Origin of the sequence: Pseudomonas sp. HR1 (assembly GCF_030175875.1) — a bacterium.
GTDB lineage: Bacteria > Pseudomonadota > Gammaproteobacteria > Pseudomonadales > Pseudomonadaceae > Chryseomonas > Chryseomonas oryzihabitans.
Window position 1 is genome coordinate 898,110 of the sequence record NZ_JASNRF010000001.1, and the last position, 18,696, is coordinate 916,805.

Below are 18,696 nucleotides of genomic sequence, written 5' to 3' on the forward strand. Positions count from 1 at the left end.
ACATCCATAATTCTTTGCTTACTCCATCAACACATTCACATAAAAGAGATAGTCCTCGTCAGCGTAAAAGCACGCTGAGCGATTATTACCTCTCTGAACCAGATGAAGTGAGCATCCTGGCAAAGAAACACGTGCTCGACGTGGCATAAGGATTTCCCTCCATAGAGCTCCGTAATCCTAAATCGATAAAAAACGTGGTCTCCCCCTGTCAACCCTTATCATAACTGAACGAAATAAGCAGCTTATTTTCACCTAAACTTAGCTTTATTTCACATCGATTCCAACGCCCATCTTTCCCTGCCAAGTTATTTTCTGCATAAAACGACCTCATCCGAACCAGCTCTTCAGTTAGAGCTCTTACTGCTCGTCCAGCAGGACTAAACCAATTCAATTTACCATCTGGACCAATGTAGTCAAACTCATACTCACCCCCGTCTCCTTCGGCGAAAATTCGCGCCCTCACTATTATTTCGCGAGCAAGCTCAGGTCCTGACTCTAATAATATTTTCCCAATATTCTCGTAGAAAACCTGGTCACTCATTAAATACCTCCTAGAGAATTTTTAAAGCCAAGAGCCATTGGACGTGCCCCATCAATCGAATAAGTAACCGTAAATGCATCAGGACGGGTTGCACTACTTACATAATTTGGTTATATCCGTACATTGACCGTCTTACCATCCTTCAAAGCAGAAGCCCAGACATTCTCTATTTTCTTCCATTCACCTCGGTTCAGGTTAGTATCCATAGGAACCAGATTAAGGCGCTCCCCTGGCCCATCGAAGATACTTGCGATTAAATGCCCACCCTCATCGTTTGACAATCCGCAATTTCCCACTTTGCATTGCTGATATCCGTTACGATCACGCGTATTTTGATTTAGATCAGCCTCGGAAAAAGGGGACGGAAAAAGGGGACAGATTTATTTGTCGGACTCAGATCGCCGTCTAGGTCTACCCTGACCTCGTAACTCTACGCGCTGGCCCAGGATTTTCTCTATCTGATCCACGAAGCGAGCACTACCTGTTAATTGGCCTCTTTGTAGGGCGGCACGAATAAGGTCAATTTCGCTTGGAGGCACAGCTTGGCGCATGAAGTTCATGTACTGGATACGCCGCCTCCCAGACGTATCGCCAAGTGCTGTATAGCAAGGATTCATATCCAACCAATCGCTGTCAGCCTGATCCATCACCCGCATCTGATAGCTAGACCAGGGATAATCTCCCGCGTCGGCAACCATGCGAGCTCGAACCGGGTTCAATTCGATATAGCGACAGCAGGCAAGCACGTAAGCATCCGACTCGACCACACTGGACTTATAGCGACTTTCCCAGAGCGTCCCGGTCCGTCCTTCCAAACGGTTCCGATAACGGGTGGCGCGTGCCGCCAACGCCTTCATTAATTGCCCTAAGCCGGCAATGGCTTCATCGGGCGCCAGGAGCAGGTGAACGTGATTCGTCATCAGGCAATAGGCGTAGACCTTGACTCCAAAGACATCTTTCAGCTCATGCAGATCACTAATGTAACGCTGATAGTCCTGCTCAGCAGCAAACACCACCTGCCGATTATGACCACGCTGCACTACATGATGCGGGTAGTTTGGCAACACAATCCGTCCTATCCTTGGCATGACTACCTCCTTCCAGTGAGGCCTCACTTCAGCTTAGCTGATCAGAAAGAAAATAAATCTGTCCCCTTTTTTTTAAGATCCATGATTTATATATACCTGATCAAAAATCCTTTTACATCGCCCGCCTCGGCGATCATGTGGGTGCGAGCAGGGGTCAATTCGATATGGCGACAGCAGGCAAGCAACTAGCCATCTAACTCGAAAATGCTCTTAAATTAAAACATTTAGATGAATCGATCAGGTGAAAATAAATTCTTTAGCCTTGTCGCTTCAATAGAAATCTTCCCGTGGAAAAACTACCCCTGTAGTCTCAATCTCACTCACCTCAAAGTAAGTTGTAGTATCCATTCCATGGATCAAAACAGCGCATCCAAAAACCTTGCCATCCTCTTTACTAACGCCCAAAACCACTCCTTTTTCACCAGAATGCTTATGGCTTTGGCCACAAATTTTTACCTCATGGAAAAAGTCTATTCGTTTCATTTATGCGTTATCTTTCCATCCAATGATATATTCAAATGAAAGCCATCTCTAGTAGCCCAACCGAGTTGTGCCTTCCCTTGTCTTGAAAGCTGAACATCCCACTCAAAAGGTTGCCCTTCGGTCCGGGATAGCCCTTTGGCCCACTCATTACCAAACTTATCTAAGCAGCCATTATTAGGCCCTCTAGGCAGAGGCTGACATGGATTATAGCCGCTTGGAGGAACATAGCGAATTCGCCCCTGGGTTGGAAGACCTACATATTTCAGTCTAGCCTTGCTAGACCACTGCTTAGCGGAGCCGGCAGTACCAGATGGATTAAACGGCGGTTCCTCTAAATAATTCAGCCCAATCTGGAAAAAAGGGGACAGATTTATTTTTCGGACTCGGATCGCCGTCTAGGTCTACCCTGATCTCGTAACTCTATGCGCTGGCCTAGGATTTTCTCTACCTGATCCACGAAGCGAGCACTACCCGTTAGCTGGCCTCTTTGTAGCGCGGCACGAATAAGCTCAATTTCGCTTGGAGGCACAGCTTGGCGCATGAAGTTCATGTATTGGATACGCCGCCTGCCAGACGTATCGCCAAGTGCTGTATAGCAAGGATTCATGTCCAACCAATCGCTGTCAGATTGATCCATCACCCGCATCTGATAGCTCGACCAGGGATAATCTCCCGCGTCGGCAACCATGCGAGCTCGAACCGGGTTCAATTCGATATAGCGACAGCAGGCAAGCAAGTAAGCATCCGACTCGACCACACTGGACTTATAGCGGCTTTCCCAGAGCGTCCCAGTCCTTCCTTCCAGGCGATTCCGATAACGGGTGGCGCGTGCCGCCAACGCCTTCATTAATTGCCCTAAGCCAGTAATAGCTTCATCAGGCGCCAGTAGCAGATGAACATGATTTGTCATCAAGCAAAAGGCGTAGACCTTGACTCCAAAGATATCTTTCAGCTCACGCAGGTCGCTAATATAACGCTGATAATCCTGCTCAGCGGCAAACACTACCTGCCGATTATGACCACGCTGCACGACATGGTGCGGGTAGTTCGGCAACACAATCCGTCCTATCCTTGGCATGATTACCTCCTTCCAGTGAGGCCTTCACTTCAGTTTAGCCGATCAGAGAGAAATAAATCTGTCCCCTTTTCTGTCCCCATATCAATACTCGTGAACTATATTAACAATTTTACTGTTAAAATCTGAAAGCCCACTCTCCCCACGCACAGTTAAAACACCATTTCTAGGAAAAAGGGGACAGATTTATTTTTCGGACTCGGATCGCCGTCTAGGTCTACCCTGACCTCGTAACTCTACGCGCTGGCCTAGGATTTTCTCTATCTGATCCACGAAGCGAGCACTACCCGTTAGCTGGCCTCTTTGTAGGGCGGCACGAATAAGGTCAATTTCGCTTGGAGGCACAGCTTGGCGCATGAAGTTCATATACTGGATACGCCGCCTCCCAGACGTATCGCCAAGTGCTGTATAGCAAGGATTCATGTCCAACCAATCGCTGTCAGCCTGATCCATCACCCGCATCTGATAGCTCGACCAGGGATAATCTCCCGCGTCGGCAACCATGCGAGCTCGAACCGGGTTCAATTCGATATAGCGACAGCAGGCAAGCAAGTAAGCGTCCGACTCGACCACACTGGACTTATAGCGACTTTCCCAGAGCGTTCCGGTCCGTCCTTCCAAGCGGTTCCGATAACGGGTGGCGCGTGCCGCCAACGCCTTCATTAATTGCCCTAAGCCAGTGATAGCTTCATCAGGCGCCAGTAGCAGATGGACATGATTTGTCATCAAGCAAAAGGCGTAGACCTTGACCCCAAAGACATCTTTCAGCTCGCGCAGGTCGCTAATATAACGCTGATAATCCTGCTTAGCGGCAAACACTACCTGCCGATTATGACCACGCTGCACAACATGGTGCGGGTAGTTCGGCAACACAATCCGTCCTATCCTTGGCATGACTACCTCCTTCCAGTGAGGCCTTCACTTCAGCTTAGCCAATCAGAAAGAAAATAAATCTGTCCCCTTTTTCGCATGCTGGTCCAGGCCAGGCTGTTGCTGCTCTTCTCGTGGCTTTCCTGGTGCAGATCCTTCACCGCTTCAAAGGTGATGTCGCCACCACTGTCGAGCGTCAGGTTCTTGCCGCTGGTGAGCTTGGCCGCCCGGTAGGTCTGGCTGCCTTCGCTCTGCAGGGTGATGTCGCCACCGGCCTTGATCTCGCTGCCGATGTTGCGCACGTCGGTCACTTCGTCGCGCTGGGTTTTCTTCGCGCCGAAGCTACCCTTCTTCTTCATGTCGTACAGCGAGTAGTCGCTGTCCTGGGCAGCCAGGACGTTGAGGTCCTTGCCGGCGTAGAGGTAGGCCTCGTTGCCCGCCTCCACCTTGCTGGCAATCATGGTGAGATCGCCTTGTTTCGCTACCAGACTGACGTTGCCCCCTGCCGTCAGGGTGGTGATCTGCTGGTCGACGTGGTCTTCCTGGCGGGTAACCTTCTTGCTCTTGCTATAGCTGTGAGTTTCGTCAGCCGCCGCGGCCAGGGTGAGGTTGTCTTGGGCGGTCAGGATCGCGTTACCCCCGGCGCTAAGAGTGCTGGCGACGGCCGTGAGGTCGCGGCCGGCACCAATGCCCAGGTCACGCCCAGCCGTGAGGCTGCCGGTCAGCTGGGTGATGCTGGAGCTAGTGTTGTTGGCACCACTGCTACGGCCCGTCTGGGTCTTGGCGCTGACCAGGTTGACGTCGTGATCGACAATAAGGTCGCCGACAAATGTAATACGGGGTGCTGATGAGGTTTAGCGGCGGAAAATAAATCTGTCCCCTTTTCTCCAGGTTGCCAATATCGCCCGTGCCGGTGGCCACGGTCAGGTCGCCGGCGCTTTGCAGGTTGCCGTTGGCGTTGGCGTTGGCGTTGTCGAGGCTGCCGGCCGTGACGTTCAAGGCACCGCCCTGGCTGGCGAGCAGACCGTCACCGCCGTTGAATACCTGGCCTGCGGTGGTGATGCTCAAGCCGCTCTGGCCGGCCACGGTGCCGCCGCTGCTGTTGTCCAGACCGCCGACCAGCAGGGCAATAAAGGCCAGTGACTTGATCGCTTTTGGCTAGGTCGCTTCTTTTAAAATCAGCGAAGGCTTAAGTCGACCAGAAATGATGGTCTATTTCAGAGCTTCCCTAACCCCTCAAAAGTGAACGAATATGGCCCACCCAAATCGCAGTACTTTCCCATTCGGCAGGATAAAAATAACAGCACCCAAGATCATTTAAAATAAGGCCTTGCATCTGCTTCTCATCCAGGCAGCCATTGAGCAGAAGATTCAATCCAGTTAGGACGAGCTCCTTTTCAACATCATTAGAATGATTAGAAAAAGCAAGAATCGCCTCATCAGCACTACCAAACTCCAAATCAAAATCTTGGTTTAGATAGGCACTAAACATATTTTTTACTGCCATAAATTCCTTATTCATCAGTGTGGGTACCCTGTGACAATTCTATAACCTGTAGGCATGGAAGGATCTCTAGCTATAACCACACGAACCCCTGATGCTGAAGTAGTGCTCGATGCACCTCTAAGCAGTGTGACTCCTACAGGAGAGGATGACATATAGTCTATAGCCAAATAACCCTTGGCGTTACCGTTGAGATAATTTTGTATCGCAGACTGATTTGCATCTATTGCAGCTGAAACAGCAGATTCCGCTGTAGATCTATCAAAAAATCTCGACGCAGATGAAATATTAGAACTTCCCAAGCGCTGCGCCAAATCTGCATCCGAAAGATCAACATGTCGCTCAATCAGATGCCCGCCGGCGTTCTCATATGCCTGAAGCCCACCACCTTCTACTATAGGACTATATGATAAATTTTTCGCGTCAGTTGCATCAGCTCTACCATGTGCGCTTGAATTAGAACTTGATACACCATCGCCGACTTTCGTCGTATCCGCCCCAACGGCCCCAGCCTCACCTCCCGCATAGCTCTGCCAATCAACATGGTAGGGGTTGGCACGCATTTCATCCGAGACCGAATAGATCGGCAGCTTCCAAGCTGCACGCTCACCAAACGATGCCCCACGCCCGGCAAGACCTGCCTCGCCCCCGACCAGGCTTAATCCAAGCTCGGTAGACGATTGCATCTGATTGCGCATCGACTCGTAGCTGTTGCCTTGCAGGGTGTAGATGAAGTTCTGCGCGGAATTTATGGTGGAGTTATGGAATGCCTCACTGATTGTGGGGATAGAGCCCAGCGCCCCGTTGATCGTTTGCTCAGGCCTCGTTACCAACCCTACAGCGCCACTGACCAAACCGCCGAAAGTAGAGCCTACCCCTTGACCTATGCCTGCAGCCGACCCGAGGCCACCATTGACGAAACCGTCATAGTACGAACCGTAATTGAGATTACGCTGTAGAAAATCGCGCTGATCATTACCTGCAATAGTCCACCCGTTCAGGTACTCACCATTGACCGTGGGATCGTAGAAGTCACCATGGGTGTTCTGGTAATTCTGCAATAGGCGTTGCGTATCCGCCGAGCTATAGGTCCTGTCACCCACCAAGGGGACATCACCCCGACTGTCGGGGACGTCATAACGGTTGGCAATCGGTGTGAGCGCCTTCGCCAAATACTCCAACGCCGTAGGATCAACCGACTCGTTGGCGCCGATAGCTTTCTGCCAGTCAGCATCGGTGTAGTAGGCGAAGGCCACCGTCATCTGACGGGTAGCTTCCTCAACACTGATTCCTTTGGCCGCAGCCAGGGCAGGCGCTTCCTTTTCGATCAGCTTGCGCTCATCCGGGTGCATCTGCTTGTTGTAGGCCTGCGCACTACCAGCGATCTCAGCGCCGAGCTGTGCATTGCCGCCCACGCTAGCCGCGGCCACCAGCCCTACCAGTTGCGACGCCATGTTGAGCAGGCGCTGGTGTTGGGTCTGGTCCGTGCTGGCCAGCAACGGGCTCTTGTCCAGGGTTTCGATCAGGGCTTCATTGGCACCGGCCGCTACGGCACCCGTCTTGAAATCCCCACCCATGGCTTCGGAGAGCAGGCCTCCCACCACGGCGTGCATGGCGGTCTTGCCTAGGCCGCTGTCTTCGAGTCCCCATTGTTTGCCTAGATTACCCACCTCGTTGAAGGCGGCCGCCTGGAGGATGGAGAAGACGCTGCCTTTGAGGCTGTCGCTGAACTTGCCCTGGCCCAGGGCTTCGGACAGCGTGCCCTTGACGGCGCCCTGCAGCAGTTGGGTTTCGGCGAAGCGAGTGAAGTTACCCGGATTGGTGACGTCGGGAATGGCCCCGGTCACCTTGCCCGAGACCGGATCGACGGCGGTCTTGAACCAGTTGCTACTGGCGTAGTTCATGACGCCTGCGGTACCGGCAGCAATCATGGCGTTTTTCATGCCATCGCTGCTCAGGGTGTCCTTGAGCGTTGCCCCGATATTGCCGCGATTGTTGATCAGGTTCACCGTTCCGGAGCTGGCGATAGAGGTCAGCGCGGCTGTGGCAGCAGCATTGGCCCAACCAGCAGCTACTGCGGTCGAGGTTGCAGCGGTCGTAGCCGTGGCTGCCGTAGTAACCGTACCTGCGGCTGCCATGGCGGTACCCGATCCTGCGGTGGCGCCCGCGGCCGCTCCTACGGCTGCGCTTGCAGCACCCGCGGTCAGGACGGTCATCACGATGATCACCGCCAGCATGGCGCCCTGGCCTAGCCCCGAATGGCTGTACTTGAAGGAGTCATGGATCTCCTTCACCTGCCGCCAATCGATATCGCCCTGGGCTTCAGCCTGCTTGATCCACGCCAGATTCGGATCAGCCTTGACCATGGCGTCGACCGTCTGGCTGACGCTCTGGGCGTTGATGTCCTTGACGTCGATGTGGATCTTGTTCGCCGCCTGGATTGCCAGTTGCCCCTGCGCCACCAGCTCGCTCTGCTTGAGCGTCTCGTCGGTGTTGCCCTTGCCCTTCATGCTGGTCCAGGCCAGGCTGTTGCTGCTCTTCTCGTGGCTTTCCTGGTGCAGATCCTTCACCGCTTCGAAGGTGATGTCGCCACCACTGTCGAGCGTCAGGTTCTTGCCGCTGGTGAGCTTGGCCGCCTGGTAGGTCTGGCTGCCTTCGCTCTGCAGGGTGATGTCGCCACCGGCCTTGATCTCGCTGCCGATGTTGCGCACGTCGGTCACTTCGTCGCGCTGGGTTTTCTTCGCGCCGAAGCTACCCTTCTTCTTCATGTCGTACAGCGAGTAGTCGCTGTCCTGGGCAGCCAGGACGTTGAGGTCCTTGCCGGCGTAGAGGTAGGCCTCGTTGCCCGCCTCCACCTTGCTGGCAATCATGGTGAGATCGCCTTGTTTCGCTACCAGACTGACGTTGCCCCCTGCCGTCAGGGTGGTGATCTGCTGGTCGACGTGGTCTTCCTGGCGGGTAACCTTCTTGCTCTTGCTGTAGCTGTGCGTCTCGTCGGCTGCCGCGGCCAGGGTGAGGTTGTTCTGAGCGGTCAGGGTGGCGTTGCCGCCGGCGCTAAGAGTGCTGGCGACGGCCGTGAGGTCGCGGCCGGTACCAATGCCCAGGTCACGGCCAACCGTAAGGCTGCTACCTAGTTGGGTGATGCTGGAGCTGGTGTTATTGGCACCGATGCTACGTGCGGTCTGCATTTGGGCGCTGATCAGATTGACGTCGCGACCCGCGATCAGGGTGGCATTACTACCAGCGCTCAGGACACTGCCAACATTGTTGATATCACGCCCGGCAGTGAGGCTCAGGTTGTTGCTGGCTTCGATACGCGCCGCGCTGTCGGCGAAGTCCTGCCGTGTGGAGGTACCGCCATAGCTCGCGGCGTGGGTGGTCACAGTGCGTTCGTTGAGAATGTCGCCACGGCTGGCCGTCAGGCTGACGTCGCGTCCGCTGATGATCCCACCGGCACGGTTGCTGATATCACCCAAGGTGCTGGTCAGGCTGAGCCGATCACCGGACTGGATCAGGCCGCTGTTGACCAGATTGTTGTTGGCGGTAGCTGTGAGGCTATTAGTGGCCTTGAGCGTGCCGGAGTTGGTCAGGTCATTACCAGCGATCAGGGTCACATCGCTACCCTGGATCAGGGCGCCGTTGGGCGCCAGGCGGTTGTTGGCGTTGGCCAGGTAGAGCACCGGCACCAGCACGTGCTCGCCGTTGATCACCTGGTCTTCCATCCAGACGATATCGTGGGTCAGGGCCGCCACCTGGGCCGCGGTCAGACTCACGCCCACGCTGAGGCCCAGCGCCTGCTTGCTGGCGATGGCGTTGTCCATCAGGTACTTGAACTGGGCGTCGTCGCTGGTCAGGCCATCGATGAAGCGCTGACCGGTACGTTGGACGATGGCTTGCTGGATCAGGCGTTGCTCGTAGAGGCCATCACCCAGGCGTTTCCAACTGGTGTCAGGGTTGTAGTTGAGGTTGCCCAGCAGGTAGTCGGAGCTGAGGAACTGCTTGAGGTCGGTCAGCGCCGGGTTGGTTTCCACTAGGTAGCGGTGCGGAAGACCCTGGCCAACCGAGGTAGGCAATGAAGCCAATCCACTGTCTTTGGTAAGGCCTCTAGACGAGACGTCAGCCAAGCCATTGGGCAGGCTGCTGCTGCGCCCACTACCGACCAAAGCGGTCTGAATACGCATGGTCGGTTCGGCCGCTACCTGAGTTTTCAGCACACCCACGGGGGCCAGCTGATCAGAAGCTTCGCCATTACTGCCTTGCTGGCCACTCAACCGGAACAAGCCGTTCTGGCCGGTGGGTAAAGAGAAGCCAGATAAGGTAGTGGGGTTGACTTGTTGCTGAGCCAGGTCAGGCGGTAGCTGAGAGTTGAGGGTGACCGTTGTCGTCAGCGCCGTTGGCGTTACCGATGTATCGGCTATCGAGGCCCGGGATGCCGTGGGTGTACGGTCAACAACGATATTACTGATGTCGTTGCTGGCATTGAGTCGAACGTTGCCGCCCGCTTGGATGATCGCGGGAGCTACATATCCTCCGTCCGAAGCCACTTGAACTGGTGTATCGATGCCAGTGAACAACGCAGGATCGAACTTGCTCAGCAAGTCTTGGAAGGCGTCAACGCTGAAAGTCGACCCATACTGCGTGTGGTAGACCGCAACATCGTGTTCGCGAGCGTCCCAGGTATCCGTAGGTATTTTGACGTTCGCACCAACCTGTATGCGCGACGAGCCCGAGACTGAAGATGCCGCTTGGTTGATGATCGTGGTACCGGTAATGGCAAGGTCGTGAGCAGCCGAGAGCGTGCTGTAGCGGTTAGTAATGCTGTCTCCTGCCAGCACGGCACTACCACCAGCAACCAGCCGTGACATCGGTGAATCCTGCTCTACTCGGCTCTCAATGGTGCGGTCTACGTAGACCGCACCTCGCTTGAACCAATCCTTGCCAGCACAGTGCTGCCCACAGGTCATCTGCATATCGCCATCGACCAAGATGGTGCTCATGGCAAAGACGTCACGCGCATTGAGTATCGTCGTAGCGTTTACCAGTAGATCGCCAGAACTTTCCACACTCCCGGACAGATTGGTGAAACTATTGGCACGGCTGCCATCGGCTCCACGCGCGATCAATAACCGTCCCAGGCTATAAACATCGGCATACCGATTGGTGAGATCGTTCACCCGCAAATCCATGTCACCGCCACTAAAGATCAAACCATTCAGGTTGGTCAGGGTCGGGGTGTTGACGATCAGGCTGCCGGCCGCACCCAAGGTGCCTTGGTTATCGACCTGGCCTGCGCTCAGGTTGGCGTTGCCGGCCGAGGTGATCCGCGCCTGGTTGCGCAGCAGGCCACCGATGTTGAAGGTGGTGGTGCCAACGCCACCTGCGAGGCGGGCGTTGGGGCTGTCGAGCAGCAGTTGGCCGGCGTTGAGGTTGAAGTCGTAGCCACTGCTGATGCGTCCGGCGCCTTGATAGGTGCCACCGAGGGTCAGGCTGAGGTTGCCGCCTGCGGCGATGACGCCATCGTTGGTCCAATTGCCGCCGGTACCGGTGAAGCTGTTGCCGGCGAGCAATTGGCCACTGCCGGTCTGGATCAGGTTGTCGACGTTGACAGCGAGGTTGGCGACTTGCAGCGTGCTGCTGTTGGTCCAGCTGCTCCCACTGAGAGTCAGGGTGCCATTGCTGGTGACACTGCCGCCGGCGTTCTGCAGCAGTGGCAGGCCGAGGCCGAAGGTGCCGGTGCCGACATGCAGCAGGGTGCCGTTGGTATTGGTCAGACCGCCGATGGCAAGTTGCAGGTCCTGGTTGGCGGTTTCCAGTCGGCCATTGGTGTTGTCCAGGGCACCGCCGAGGGTGAGTTGGGTCGTACCACCGGTACCCAGGGCGCGCAGTTGGCCATTGGTGTTGTCCAGGCTGGCGGCCGCGAGATTCAGGGTGCTGGCACTTTCGATGATGCCCAGGCGGTTGTTCAGCGCCCCACTCAGGCTGAAGTCGATCTGGTTGCCAAAGACCTGGCCGTCGTTGTCGCCGCTGTTGTCGAAGCTGCCACCGCGGACTCGCACGAGCCCCTTGCCGTAGAGACTGCCGTTACGGTTGTCGACCCGGCCCGTCTGCAGCAGGGCATTGCCACCGAGGGCCGAGACCTTGCCGTTGTAGTTGTCCAGGGTGGCGGCGCTGAGGTCCAGCCGCTGAGCCTGGATAGTGCCCCCGCTTTGGCCTTGGCCACCGTTGCGCAGCAGGCCGGTGATGCCGGTGATGAAGGCGCCCTGCAGACTGGCCAGGGTGCCACCACGGCTGTCGAGGTTGGCACCGGTGATGTGCAGGTCGCCGTTCTGGGCGATGACCTTGCCGCCCACGTTGCCGATATCACCCGTGCCGGTGGCCAGGGTCAGGTCGCCGGCGCTTTGCAGGGTGCCGTTGGCGTTGTCGAGGCTGCCGGCAGTGACGTTCAAGGCACCGCCTTGGCTGGCGAGCAGACCGTCGCCACCGTTGAGCACCTGGCCACCCGTGGTAAGCAGCAGGTTGCCCTGAGCGGCCACGGTGCCGCCGCTGCTGTTGTCCAGACCGCCGACCAGCAGGGTCAGCAGGCCGCCGCTGTTGAGCCGGCCATGGGCGTTGCTGACGGCAGTGGCGTTCTTGATCAGCAGGTCGCCCTTGGCGAGGACGGCGCCGCTGGTATTGGTTAGAGCCCCAACCAGGTCGAGGGTAACGGTCTGTTGGCCGTTCAAGGTGCCGTTGCTGTTGTCCAGGCTGCCACCGCTCGCGGTGAAAGCGCCCTGGGCCTGGGCGGTACCACCGGTATTGGCGAACTGGCCGGCGCTGACGCTCAAGGTGGTGCCGGCATCGATCAGGCCCTGGGGGCCGTTCTGCAGGGTGTCCGTCACGGTCAGGATCTGGGCAGCACCGCTGGAGAGCACACCACCAGTGTTGGTCAGGCTCGCCGCAGTGACCTTCAGTACCCCCTGGCTCACGAGAGCGCCGTTATCGCCGTTGTCCAGGGTGCCCGTCAGAGTCGCGGTGAGATCGCCTACCTTGCTGGACAGGGTGCCGCTCTGGCGGTTGCTCAGGTTGCCGCCGGTGACGGTAAGGCCCTGCCAGCCGGAGAGCAGGCCGCCGTCGTTGGTCAGTTGGCTGGCCTGAATGCTGAGCAGGCCTTGGCTGATGAGTTTGCCGCGGGTGTTGTTCAGGCCCTGGGCGATGAGGCTGAAACCTTGGCTGCTACCGATCTCGCCCCCGGTGTTATTCACCTGGTTGAGGTGAGCGAAGCTGAGCATACCGGTAGTGGTGATGAGGCCGCCGGTGTTGTCCAGGTTACCCGTGCCGCCGGTACGCCCCAGATCCAAGCCAACGGCGGCTTCGCCGATCAGGCGGCCGCCCTGCTGTTTGAATTCGCCCAGGGTCAACTGCACATCGCCCTTGGCCGAGACCTCACCCTCGCTACTGGAATCCAGATGGTCGGCCGTGACGATCAAGCTGGCCTGGCTGTTGATGAGGCCCTTGGTGGTGTTGTCGAGTTGGCTGGCGGTGATGGTCGCCGCGCCCTTGGCCAGCAGGCTGCCACCCGCGTTGCTCAGAGTATCAGCCGTGACATCGAGGGTGGCGGCGGCGCTGAGCAGGCCATCGGCGCTATTGTCCAGCAGACCGGTGGTGGTCACGCTCAGGGCGCTGCGGCTGGCCAGGGTGCCGCCCATGTTGGCCAGGCTGGCGGCCCGGAGGTCCAGACCGGCCGCGGACAGGGTGCCCTTGGCGTTGGTCAGGGCGCGAGCGATGCGCAGGGTCAGGTCGGCATTGCTGATCAGCTTGCCGCCGCTGTTGTCCAGGCTGTCGGCCGCCAGGGTGAAGGCCAGGCTACTACTCAGCTCACCGGCGTTGCGCACGGTATTGAGATTCTTGAGCAGCAGGGCACCGGGCGCGGTGATCAGGCCACCGCTGGCATTGGTCAGGGTACCGTTTTGCAGGTCGAGCGTGACACCGGCCTGGCTGAACAGCTCGCCACCATTGGTGAGGCTGGCGGCGGTGACCGCGAGGTCCTTGGTACTGGCCAGGCGGCCGGCGTTGGTCAGGCTGTTCGCAGTGACCGTGAGGGTATCGCTGCTGATCAGGCGGCCGTTTTGGGCGTTGCTGATAGCGCCGGTGGTGGTGAGGGTAACGGCACCCTTGGCACTGAGGGTGCCGGTGCCGTTGTCGAGGCTGGCGCTGCCGAGGCTCAGGCCGCTATCCGTGACCAGTTGGCCGCCGTCGTTCTGCACAACGCCGCCGGTCATGGTGAGCGTCTGCTGACCGGCGCTGGAAACGATGCCCTGGCGGTTGTCCAGACTGGTAGCGGCGAGACTCATGGTGCCTTCGCCCAGTATCTGTCCACCAGCGTTGGTGAGCGCGCCGGTCAGGGTCGCCTGGACGTCGCCACCACTGGTCAACAGGCCGCCGTTGTCGTTGGCCAGGCGAGCGCCAATCACCTGCAGCCCCTGCTGGGCAGACAGAACGCCGCTACCGCTGTTATCAAGAGTGGCGACCTTGGCGGTCAGTACAGTGCCAGCAATGACCTTGCCGCCACCGTTGAGCAGGCTCTGGCCCGTGAGGTTGGCCGTGCCGCTCTGGCTCGACAGTTCGCCACCGCGGTTGTCGACCATGCCCACCTGCAGCTCGAGCCCGGTCTTGCCAGCCACCAACCCATTGCCGGTGTTGCCCAGCCGGTCGGCGATGAGGGTCAGTTGGCCCTGGCTGATGAGCTGGCCATCGAGCTGGTCGAGGCTGCCCAGGGTCGCCGTCAGGTTCCCTAGGCTGCCGAGCTTGCCGCCGTCGTTGTTGACCTGGTTGCCCATAAGGCTGAGGACCGCATCGCTGGCCAGCACGCCCTGGGCGTTGAGGAGGCGGTCGAAGCTCAGGACGGTGGCGCCAGCGCCATAGAGGTTGCCCTGCTGGCGGTTATCCAGGTCGCCCGCGATTCGGGCCTGCAAGTCGCCATGGCTGACCAGGTTGCCACCGCGATTGTCCAGGTTGCCGGTGACGGTCAGGTCCAGGCCTGAGGTGCCGATCAGCTTGCCCTGGCGGTTGTCGAGACTTTGGCCTCGCAGGGTCAGACGATCCTGGCTGGATATCTCGCCGTTGCCATTGGTGGTTTGCCCGAGAGTCGCCTCGAGCGCACCGGTACTGGTGACGATGCCCTGGGCATTGGTGAGGGTACCGGCCTGCACGCCCAGGCCACCACGACTCTGGAACCGCCCCTGGGTATTGTTCAGGGTCGTGGCGTTGATCTGCGCCCGGTTGCCGGCGCTGAGGGTGGCGCCGGTGTTGTCGAGGGTGCCTGCCGTGGTGACGGTGAGGCTACGGCTGGCGATCACCGAGCCGCGGTTGGCGATCCCGGCGCCCTGCAGGCTCACGTCGCCCGTGGCGTTACGGCTGTTGTCGGGATTGACGCCGGCCTCGACGATACCGCCGTTGGTGAGCTGACCGGCAGCATTCAGGGTGATGGCAGTGGCCGCGGCCACGCTCTGGCGGACGCTGAGATCGCCACCGCTCTGGGCATTGACGCTGCCCCCGGCATAGACCGGGCCCTGGGCGTCGATGCCCTGGCCCTTCAGGGCGATGTTGCCGCTGGCGGCGGTCTGGGCCACGGTCAGTTGGCCGTTGGCGTCGAGCTGGATATCCCCGGCGCTGGCCGCCAGGTTGCCGGCCAGTTTCACCCCGACACCGGTCTCGGTACCGACCAGGCGGATGGTGTTGGCGTACATGCCGCCCAGGGCGGAGGAGTCGATGGCCAATTGCGGCGCATCACCGGGGCTGGCCGCGCGCGGGGTGGTGGCGAGGCTGTCGGCGGCGACGTCGTTGCGACCGGCAATGACGTTGAGCTGGCGGGCGTGGAGCTCGGCGTTGATCTTGGCCGAGCGGGTGACGATGTCGAACTGGTCGACGTTGTCGGCATTGAGGCCGTTGCCCTCGATGCTGACGCTGCCGCCATCGACCTGGAAATGGTCGAGGCGATTGCCGTCGAGCACGGGCTTGCCGGTGGTGAGGGTCACCCGGGGCGTGTTGATGAAGCCGCAGCCGTTGCAGGTGACGCCATAGGGGTTGGCGACGATGACCCGGGCCGACTGGCCGGCGACCTCGGTGTAGCCCTTGAGCTGGCTCGGGCTGCCGCCCACCACCTCGTTGAGGATGACTCCGGCCGCCGCGCCCTTGAGGTTGGGGTTACCGACGATGATGCCGCCCAGCTGGGTGTTACCGGTGCGGTCGGTGACGTTGTTGAGGATGACGCCGCGGCTGTCGACGTTGTAATCCTGGAACTGGTTGTGCGACAGCCCGTTGGCGCCGGGCGTGGCGATGTTGACGATGGGTACGCCATTGCCGGCCTGGTCCAGCCGGGTGTTGCCGCCGCCGCTGCTGACGACGATGCCGTCGGCCTGCGCCCAGATCGGCTGCCAGAACACCACGTTGACCAGCAGCAGGGCCAAGGCGCGCTTGGAAATGCCACAGAAGGTCTCGCGCGGCTTGAGCGCAGCGCTGGGTTGGGCGGCAAGAAAGTCGAACTGGCGGACGTCCATGTCTGGTCCTCGGTGAAGCCTGGTGACGAGATGAAAGGTGGAAAGCGATAGCGCTCGCGAGCGTTACAGGAAGACGTCGACGCTGAAGTACAGGGGGTGCTCACGCTCGGGCAGGGCGTCCGGGCGTTCCAGCGAATGGGCGAAGGTCAGGCTGGCGGACAGGTAGCGCCCGCGGGCGAACAGCTCCAGGGAGTTGCTCGACAACCGTCCTCGCACCTCGGGGTTGTAGCGCCCCCCATGGATCACGCCCTGGTCGTAGCCGAGGCCTGCGCCGTATTGGCTGAACAGGGGCTGCAACCAGGCCCAGGTCACGCCACGGGTCCAGCGCACGTCGTTGCGCCAGTAGCCGCCGGTATCCCCGGAGAGCGATTGATCCTTGAAGCCCCTCACCGAAGACAAACCGCCCAGGCTCATCCGCTGGGGGCTGTAGAGGACGTCTTCACTACGCTGGCCGGTAGCTAGGCTGCTGAAGCTGAAGTTCTCGCCCAGCAGTTGGAAGCTCTGCAGATAGCTCAGGGTCGCGGTGTACTTGCGGTAGCGGGCGGTGGGCTGGCCGGGGCCCGAGGTCTGGTCACCCTGGGCGCCGAAGGCCCCGATACCCTCCTGCCACCCCAGGTCGAGGTTGACGAAGGCGCTGCCCAACCGGCGACCGTGGTTGAAGCCGAACTGCAATTCGCTGATACGGTTGCTGCTGACAGCGAGGCGGCTGTCCTCGATGTAGTTGTTGGTCCGCAGCAGGGACAGGCCGGTGTTGAGCGCCGTCTTGCTCACGGCGTCGCGGTGCACGACCCGCTCGGCCTTGAGCTGCTGGGTCTCGCTGTCGCCGCTTTGCTGGAAGGCGAAGCCATTGGCCACGGCTTGGGAACGGTAGTCACTACGGCTATAGCTATAGTCGAACGTCCACCAGCCCCAGGGCAGGCTGTAGGCCAGATAGCCGTTCTTCGAGAGTTGATTACTGTCGCTCACCCCGTCGTGGCCACCGCGCAGCATCAGTTGGTCGGCGAAACCCAGCGGGTTGTCCCACTCCAGTCCCAGGCCCCACTGCTGCTCGCCCGTGCTGCGCTGGCCGTTGTTGTTGCGCGACAGCGACGCCCGCCAGGGCTTGCTCGGAGCGTTCTTGATCTGGACTTCGCTACCACCGACCTCCTGACCAGGTACCAGGTCCATCTGCACCTGGTTGGACGGCAGCCGGTTGAGCTGGTCCACCAGTTGCTCCAGCTCCCGCAGGTTGAGCAGCTTCCCGGGCGCACCGGGAAAGGCCATGTTCAGTTCGCGCGGGGTGAGACCACTGCCATCGGCCGGCTTGACGCCTTCGAGCTTGCCCTCCACCACCAGGATGGTCAGGGTGCCCCGGGAGAGATCCTGCTGCGGCAGATAGGCCCGGCTGGTGACATAGCCTCTTTGCAGATAGGTATCGGTGATGGCCTTGAGCAGGGCGTTGAGTTGATTCACGCCCAGGCATCCACCCAAATAGGGTTCGGTCAGGCGCTTGCGATCACGCTCGGAGAGCTGCTCGGCCCCCTGCAATTCGATGGCGCGGATGGTGAAGCAGCGACCCTGGTCGGCTGCCAGCGGCGCCGCAGGGGTCGCGGCCGGACCCGGCAGGTCCTGCAAGTCCTGCAGGCGCTTCTGCTGCTCTTCGAGCAGGCGGTCCTGGCGGTTGCGAATCAGGTCGGTATCGCCGGGGGTCGTCGGCGCGACCTGGGCGTAGGCGTTCGACAATAGGAGCAGGAAAGCCAAGGCAATGCCTTGGCGAAGGAAAATGGACATGACGCTATCCCTGGAGACTTCAAACTTCCGTGTGGCGCCACCCTAGCGGGTAACCCGGAAATGATTTGTTAAATTAATCACACAAGGATAGTGGCAATGCGATATCAGTTGATGGTCGGGGGAACTTAACCGGTAAATGGTTGTATCGCTATCGCAATCAGCGAACTTTTTCGGCCAGACGCCGAGGCTCTAGCCTCTATTTCTAGGTAAGAGAAAACGCTTTTGAATTACTGGCGTGGCCCACCCGGCGCCGCAAAAAAACGCCTGCCCGGCCTACTAGGCGCAGCCTAGGCATCGGCGGATTCGGATAGTCAAAGCCTATCGATCTCCTCTTCCAGCCAGCGATACATCACATGGCAGTCCACCAGCCCCAGGCTCCCGTGCCGATAGGCCCTGGGCAGGGTGCCGACGATCTCGAAGCCGTGCTTCTGCCAGAGCCGCACCGCCACCTGGTTGCTGGCCACCACCGAGTTGAATTGCATCGCCTGAAAGCCCAGTTCACGGGCAACCTGCAGGGAGTGCTCGCAGAGGGCGCCGGCGACGCCCTGGCCGCGGGCGGCGGGGGCGACCATGTAGCCGCAATTGCAGACGTGATCGCCTGGCCCCATGGCATTGGCCTTGAGGTAGTAGCTGCCGAGCAGCTGGCCGTCGCGCTCGGCGACGAAGGTCGCCCGCGGTAGCTCCACCCAGAGGCGCCAGGCCTCGTCGCGGGTCATGTCCGGGTCGTAGGCGTAGGTCTCCCGGGCCTGGGCGACCTGCTGGATCAGCGGCCAGACCTGGTCGAAATCGGCGGCTTCGAGGGGGCGAATCTGCATGGGTGACTCCGGCGG

General features: G+C 59.2%; 12 protein-coding genes and 1 pseudogene. All 13 read right to left on the bottom strand.

All coding sequences use genetic code 11. The features are described 5' to 3' along the window. Positions 1–208 precede the first annotated feature (208 nt). The 13 genes and pseudogenes from QKY98_RS04085 to QKY98_RS04140 all read right to left on the bottom strand — a co-directional run bounded on the left by QKY98_RS04085 (position 209) and on the right by QKY98_RS04140 (position 18,681). Entirely contained in the window at positions 209–541 is a 333-nt protein-coding gene (locus QKY98_RS04085) for a hypothetical protein (RefSeq protein ID WP_284670372.1), read from the bottom strand. Positions 542–651: 110 nt separating this feature from the next. Next, positions 652–921, bottom strand: a complete 270-nt coding sequence (locus QKY98_RS23770; RefSeq protein ID WP_350030284.1) for a DNA/RNA non-specific endonuclease — start codon at positions 919–921, stop codon at positions 652–654. After that, complete coding sequence (locus tag QKY98_RS04090; protein WP_284670373.1) at positions 922–1,629, bottom strand: transposase; 708 nt, start codon at positions 1,627–1,629, stop codon at positions 922–924. A gap of 270 nt (positions 1,630–1,899) precedes the next feature. Then, positions 1,900–2,112 (bottom strand): Imm31 family immunity protein, encoded by a 213-nt coding sequence (locus QKY98_RS04095; RefSeq protein WP_284670374.1) that lies wholly within the window; start codon positions 2,110–2,112, stop codon positions 1,900–1,902. Next, positions 2,109–2,501, bottom strand: coding sequence for a polymorphic toxin type 17 domain-containing protein (locus QKY98_RS23775; protein ID WP_350030285.1), 393 nt, complete (start codon positions 2,499–2,501; stop codon positions 2,109–2,111). The genes QKY98_RS04095 and QKY98_RS23775 overlap by 4 nt, the downstream gene beginning before the upstream one ends. Further along, entirely contained in the window at positions 2,483–3,190 is a 708-nt protein-coding gene (locus QKY98_RS04100) for a transposase (RefSeq protein ID WP_284670375.1), read from the bottom strand. Before QKY98_RS04100 ends, QKY98_RS23775 begins: the two co-directional genes overlap by 19 nt. A 183-nt stretch (positions 3,191–3,373) precedes the next feature. Next, the gene (locus tag QKY98_RS04105; RefSeq protein WP_284670376.1) at positions 3,374–4,081 is read right to left on the bottom strand and encodes a transposase; all 708 of its coding nucleotides are present in this window, start codon (positions 4,079–4,081) and stop codon (positions 3,374–3,376) included. A gap of 62 nt (positions 4,082–4,143) precedes the next feature. Continuing rightward, positions 4,144–4,860: pseudogene (locus tag QKY98_RS04110) on the bottom strand (hemagglutinin repeat-containing protein); the annotation flags it as partial. Beyond that, complete coding sequence (locus QKY98_RS04115; protein WP_350030287.1) at positions 4,820–5,206, bottom strand: hypothetical protein; 387 nt, start codon at positions 5,204–5,206, stop codon at positions 4,820–4,822. The pseudogene QKY98_RS04110 and the gene QKY98_RS04115, both read right to left, overlap by 41 nt. Positions 5,207–5,285: 79 nt before the next feature. Beyond that, positions 5,286–5,579, bottom strand: coding sequence for a contact-dependent growth inhibition system immunity protein (locus QKY98_RS04120; protein WP_284670377.1), 294 nt, complete (start codon positions 5,577–5,579; stop codon positions 5,286–5,288). Next, the gene (locus tag QKY98_RS04125; protein WP_350030282.1) at positions 5,579–16,096 is read right to left on the bottom strand and encodes a two-partner secretion domain-containing protein; all 10,518 of its coding nucleotides are present in this window, start codon (positions 16,094–16,096) and stop codon (positions 5,579–5,581) included. Before QKY98_RS04125 ends, QKY98_RS04120 begins: the two co-directional genes overlap by 1 nt. Before the next feature lie 63 nt (positions 16,097–16,159). Beyond that, a complete protein-coding gene (locus QKY98_RS04135; protein ID WP_284670380.1) occupies positions 16,160–17,866 on the bottom strand; it encodes a ShlB/FhaC/HecB family hemolysin secretion/activation protein in 1,707 nt (568 codons plus the stop codon). 311 nt (positions 17,867–18,177) lie between these two features. Beyond that, positions 18,178–18,681 (bottom strand): GNAT family N-acetyltransferase, encoded by a 504-nt coding sequence (locus QKY98_RS04140; RefSeq protein ID WP_150340176.1) that lies wholly within the window; start codon positions 18,679–18,681, stop codon positions 18,178–18,180. Positions 18,682–18,696: the final 15 nt, after the last annotated feature.

Bases quoted from the DNA above. Each gene is read 5' to 3' on its own strand.
- QKY98_RS04135 (WP_284670380.1), bottom strand. From the start codon at position 17,866: ATGTCCATTTTCCTTCGCCAAGGCATTGCCTTGGCTTTCCTGCTCCTA.
- QKY98_RS04085 (WP_284670372.1), bottom strand. From the start codon at position 541: ATGAGTGACCAGGTTTTCTACGAGAATATTGGGAAAATATTATTAGAG.
- QKY98_RS04125 (WP_350030282.1), bottom strand. From the start codon at position 16,096: ATGGACGTCCGCCAGTTCGACTTTCTTGCCGCCCAACCCAGCGCTGCG.
- QKY98_RS04120 (WP_284670377.1), bottom strand. From the start codon at position 5,579: ATGAATAAGGAATTTATGGCAGTAAAAAATATGTTTAGTGCCTATCTA.
- QKY98_RS04105 (WP_284670376.1), bottom strand. From the start codon at position 4,081: ATGCCAAGGATAGGACGGATTGTGTTGCCGAACTACCCGCACCATGTT.
- QKY98_RS04090 (WP_284670373.1), bottom strand. From the start codon at position 1,629: ATGCCAAGGATAGGACGGATTGTGTTGCCAAACTACCCGCATCATGTA.
- QKY98_RS04100 (WP_284670375.1), bottom strand. From the start codon at position 3,190: ATGCCAAGGATAGGACGGATTGTGTTGCCGAACTACCCGCACCATGTC.
- QKY98_RS04095 (WP_284670374.1), bottom strand. From the start codon at position 2,112: ATGAAACGAATAGACTTTTTCCATGAGGTAAAAATTTGTGGCCAAAGC.
- QKY98_RS04140 (WP_150340176.1), bottom strand. From the start codon at position 18,681: ATGCAGATTCGCCCCCTCGAAGCCGCCGATTTCGACCAGGTCTGGCCG.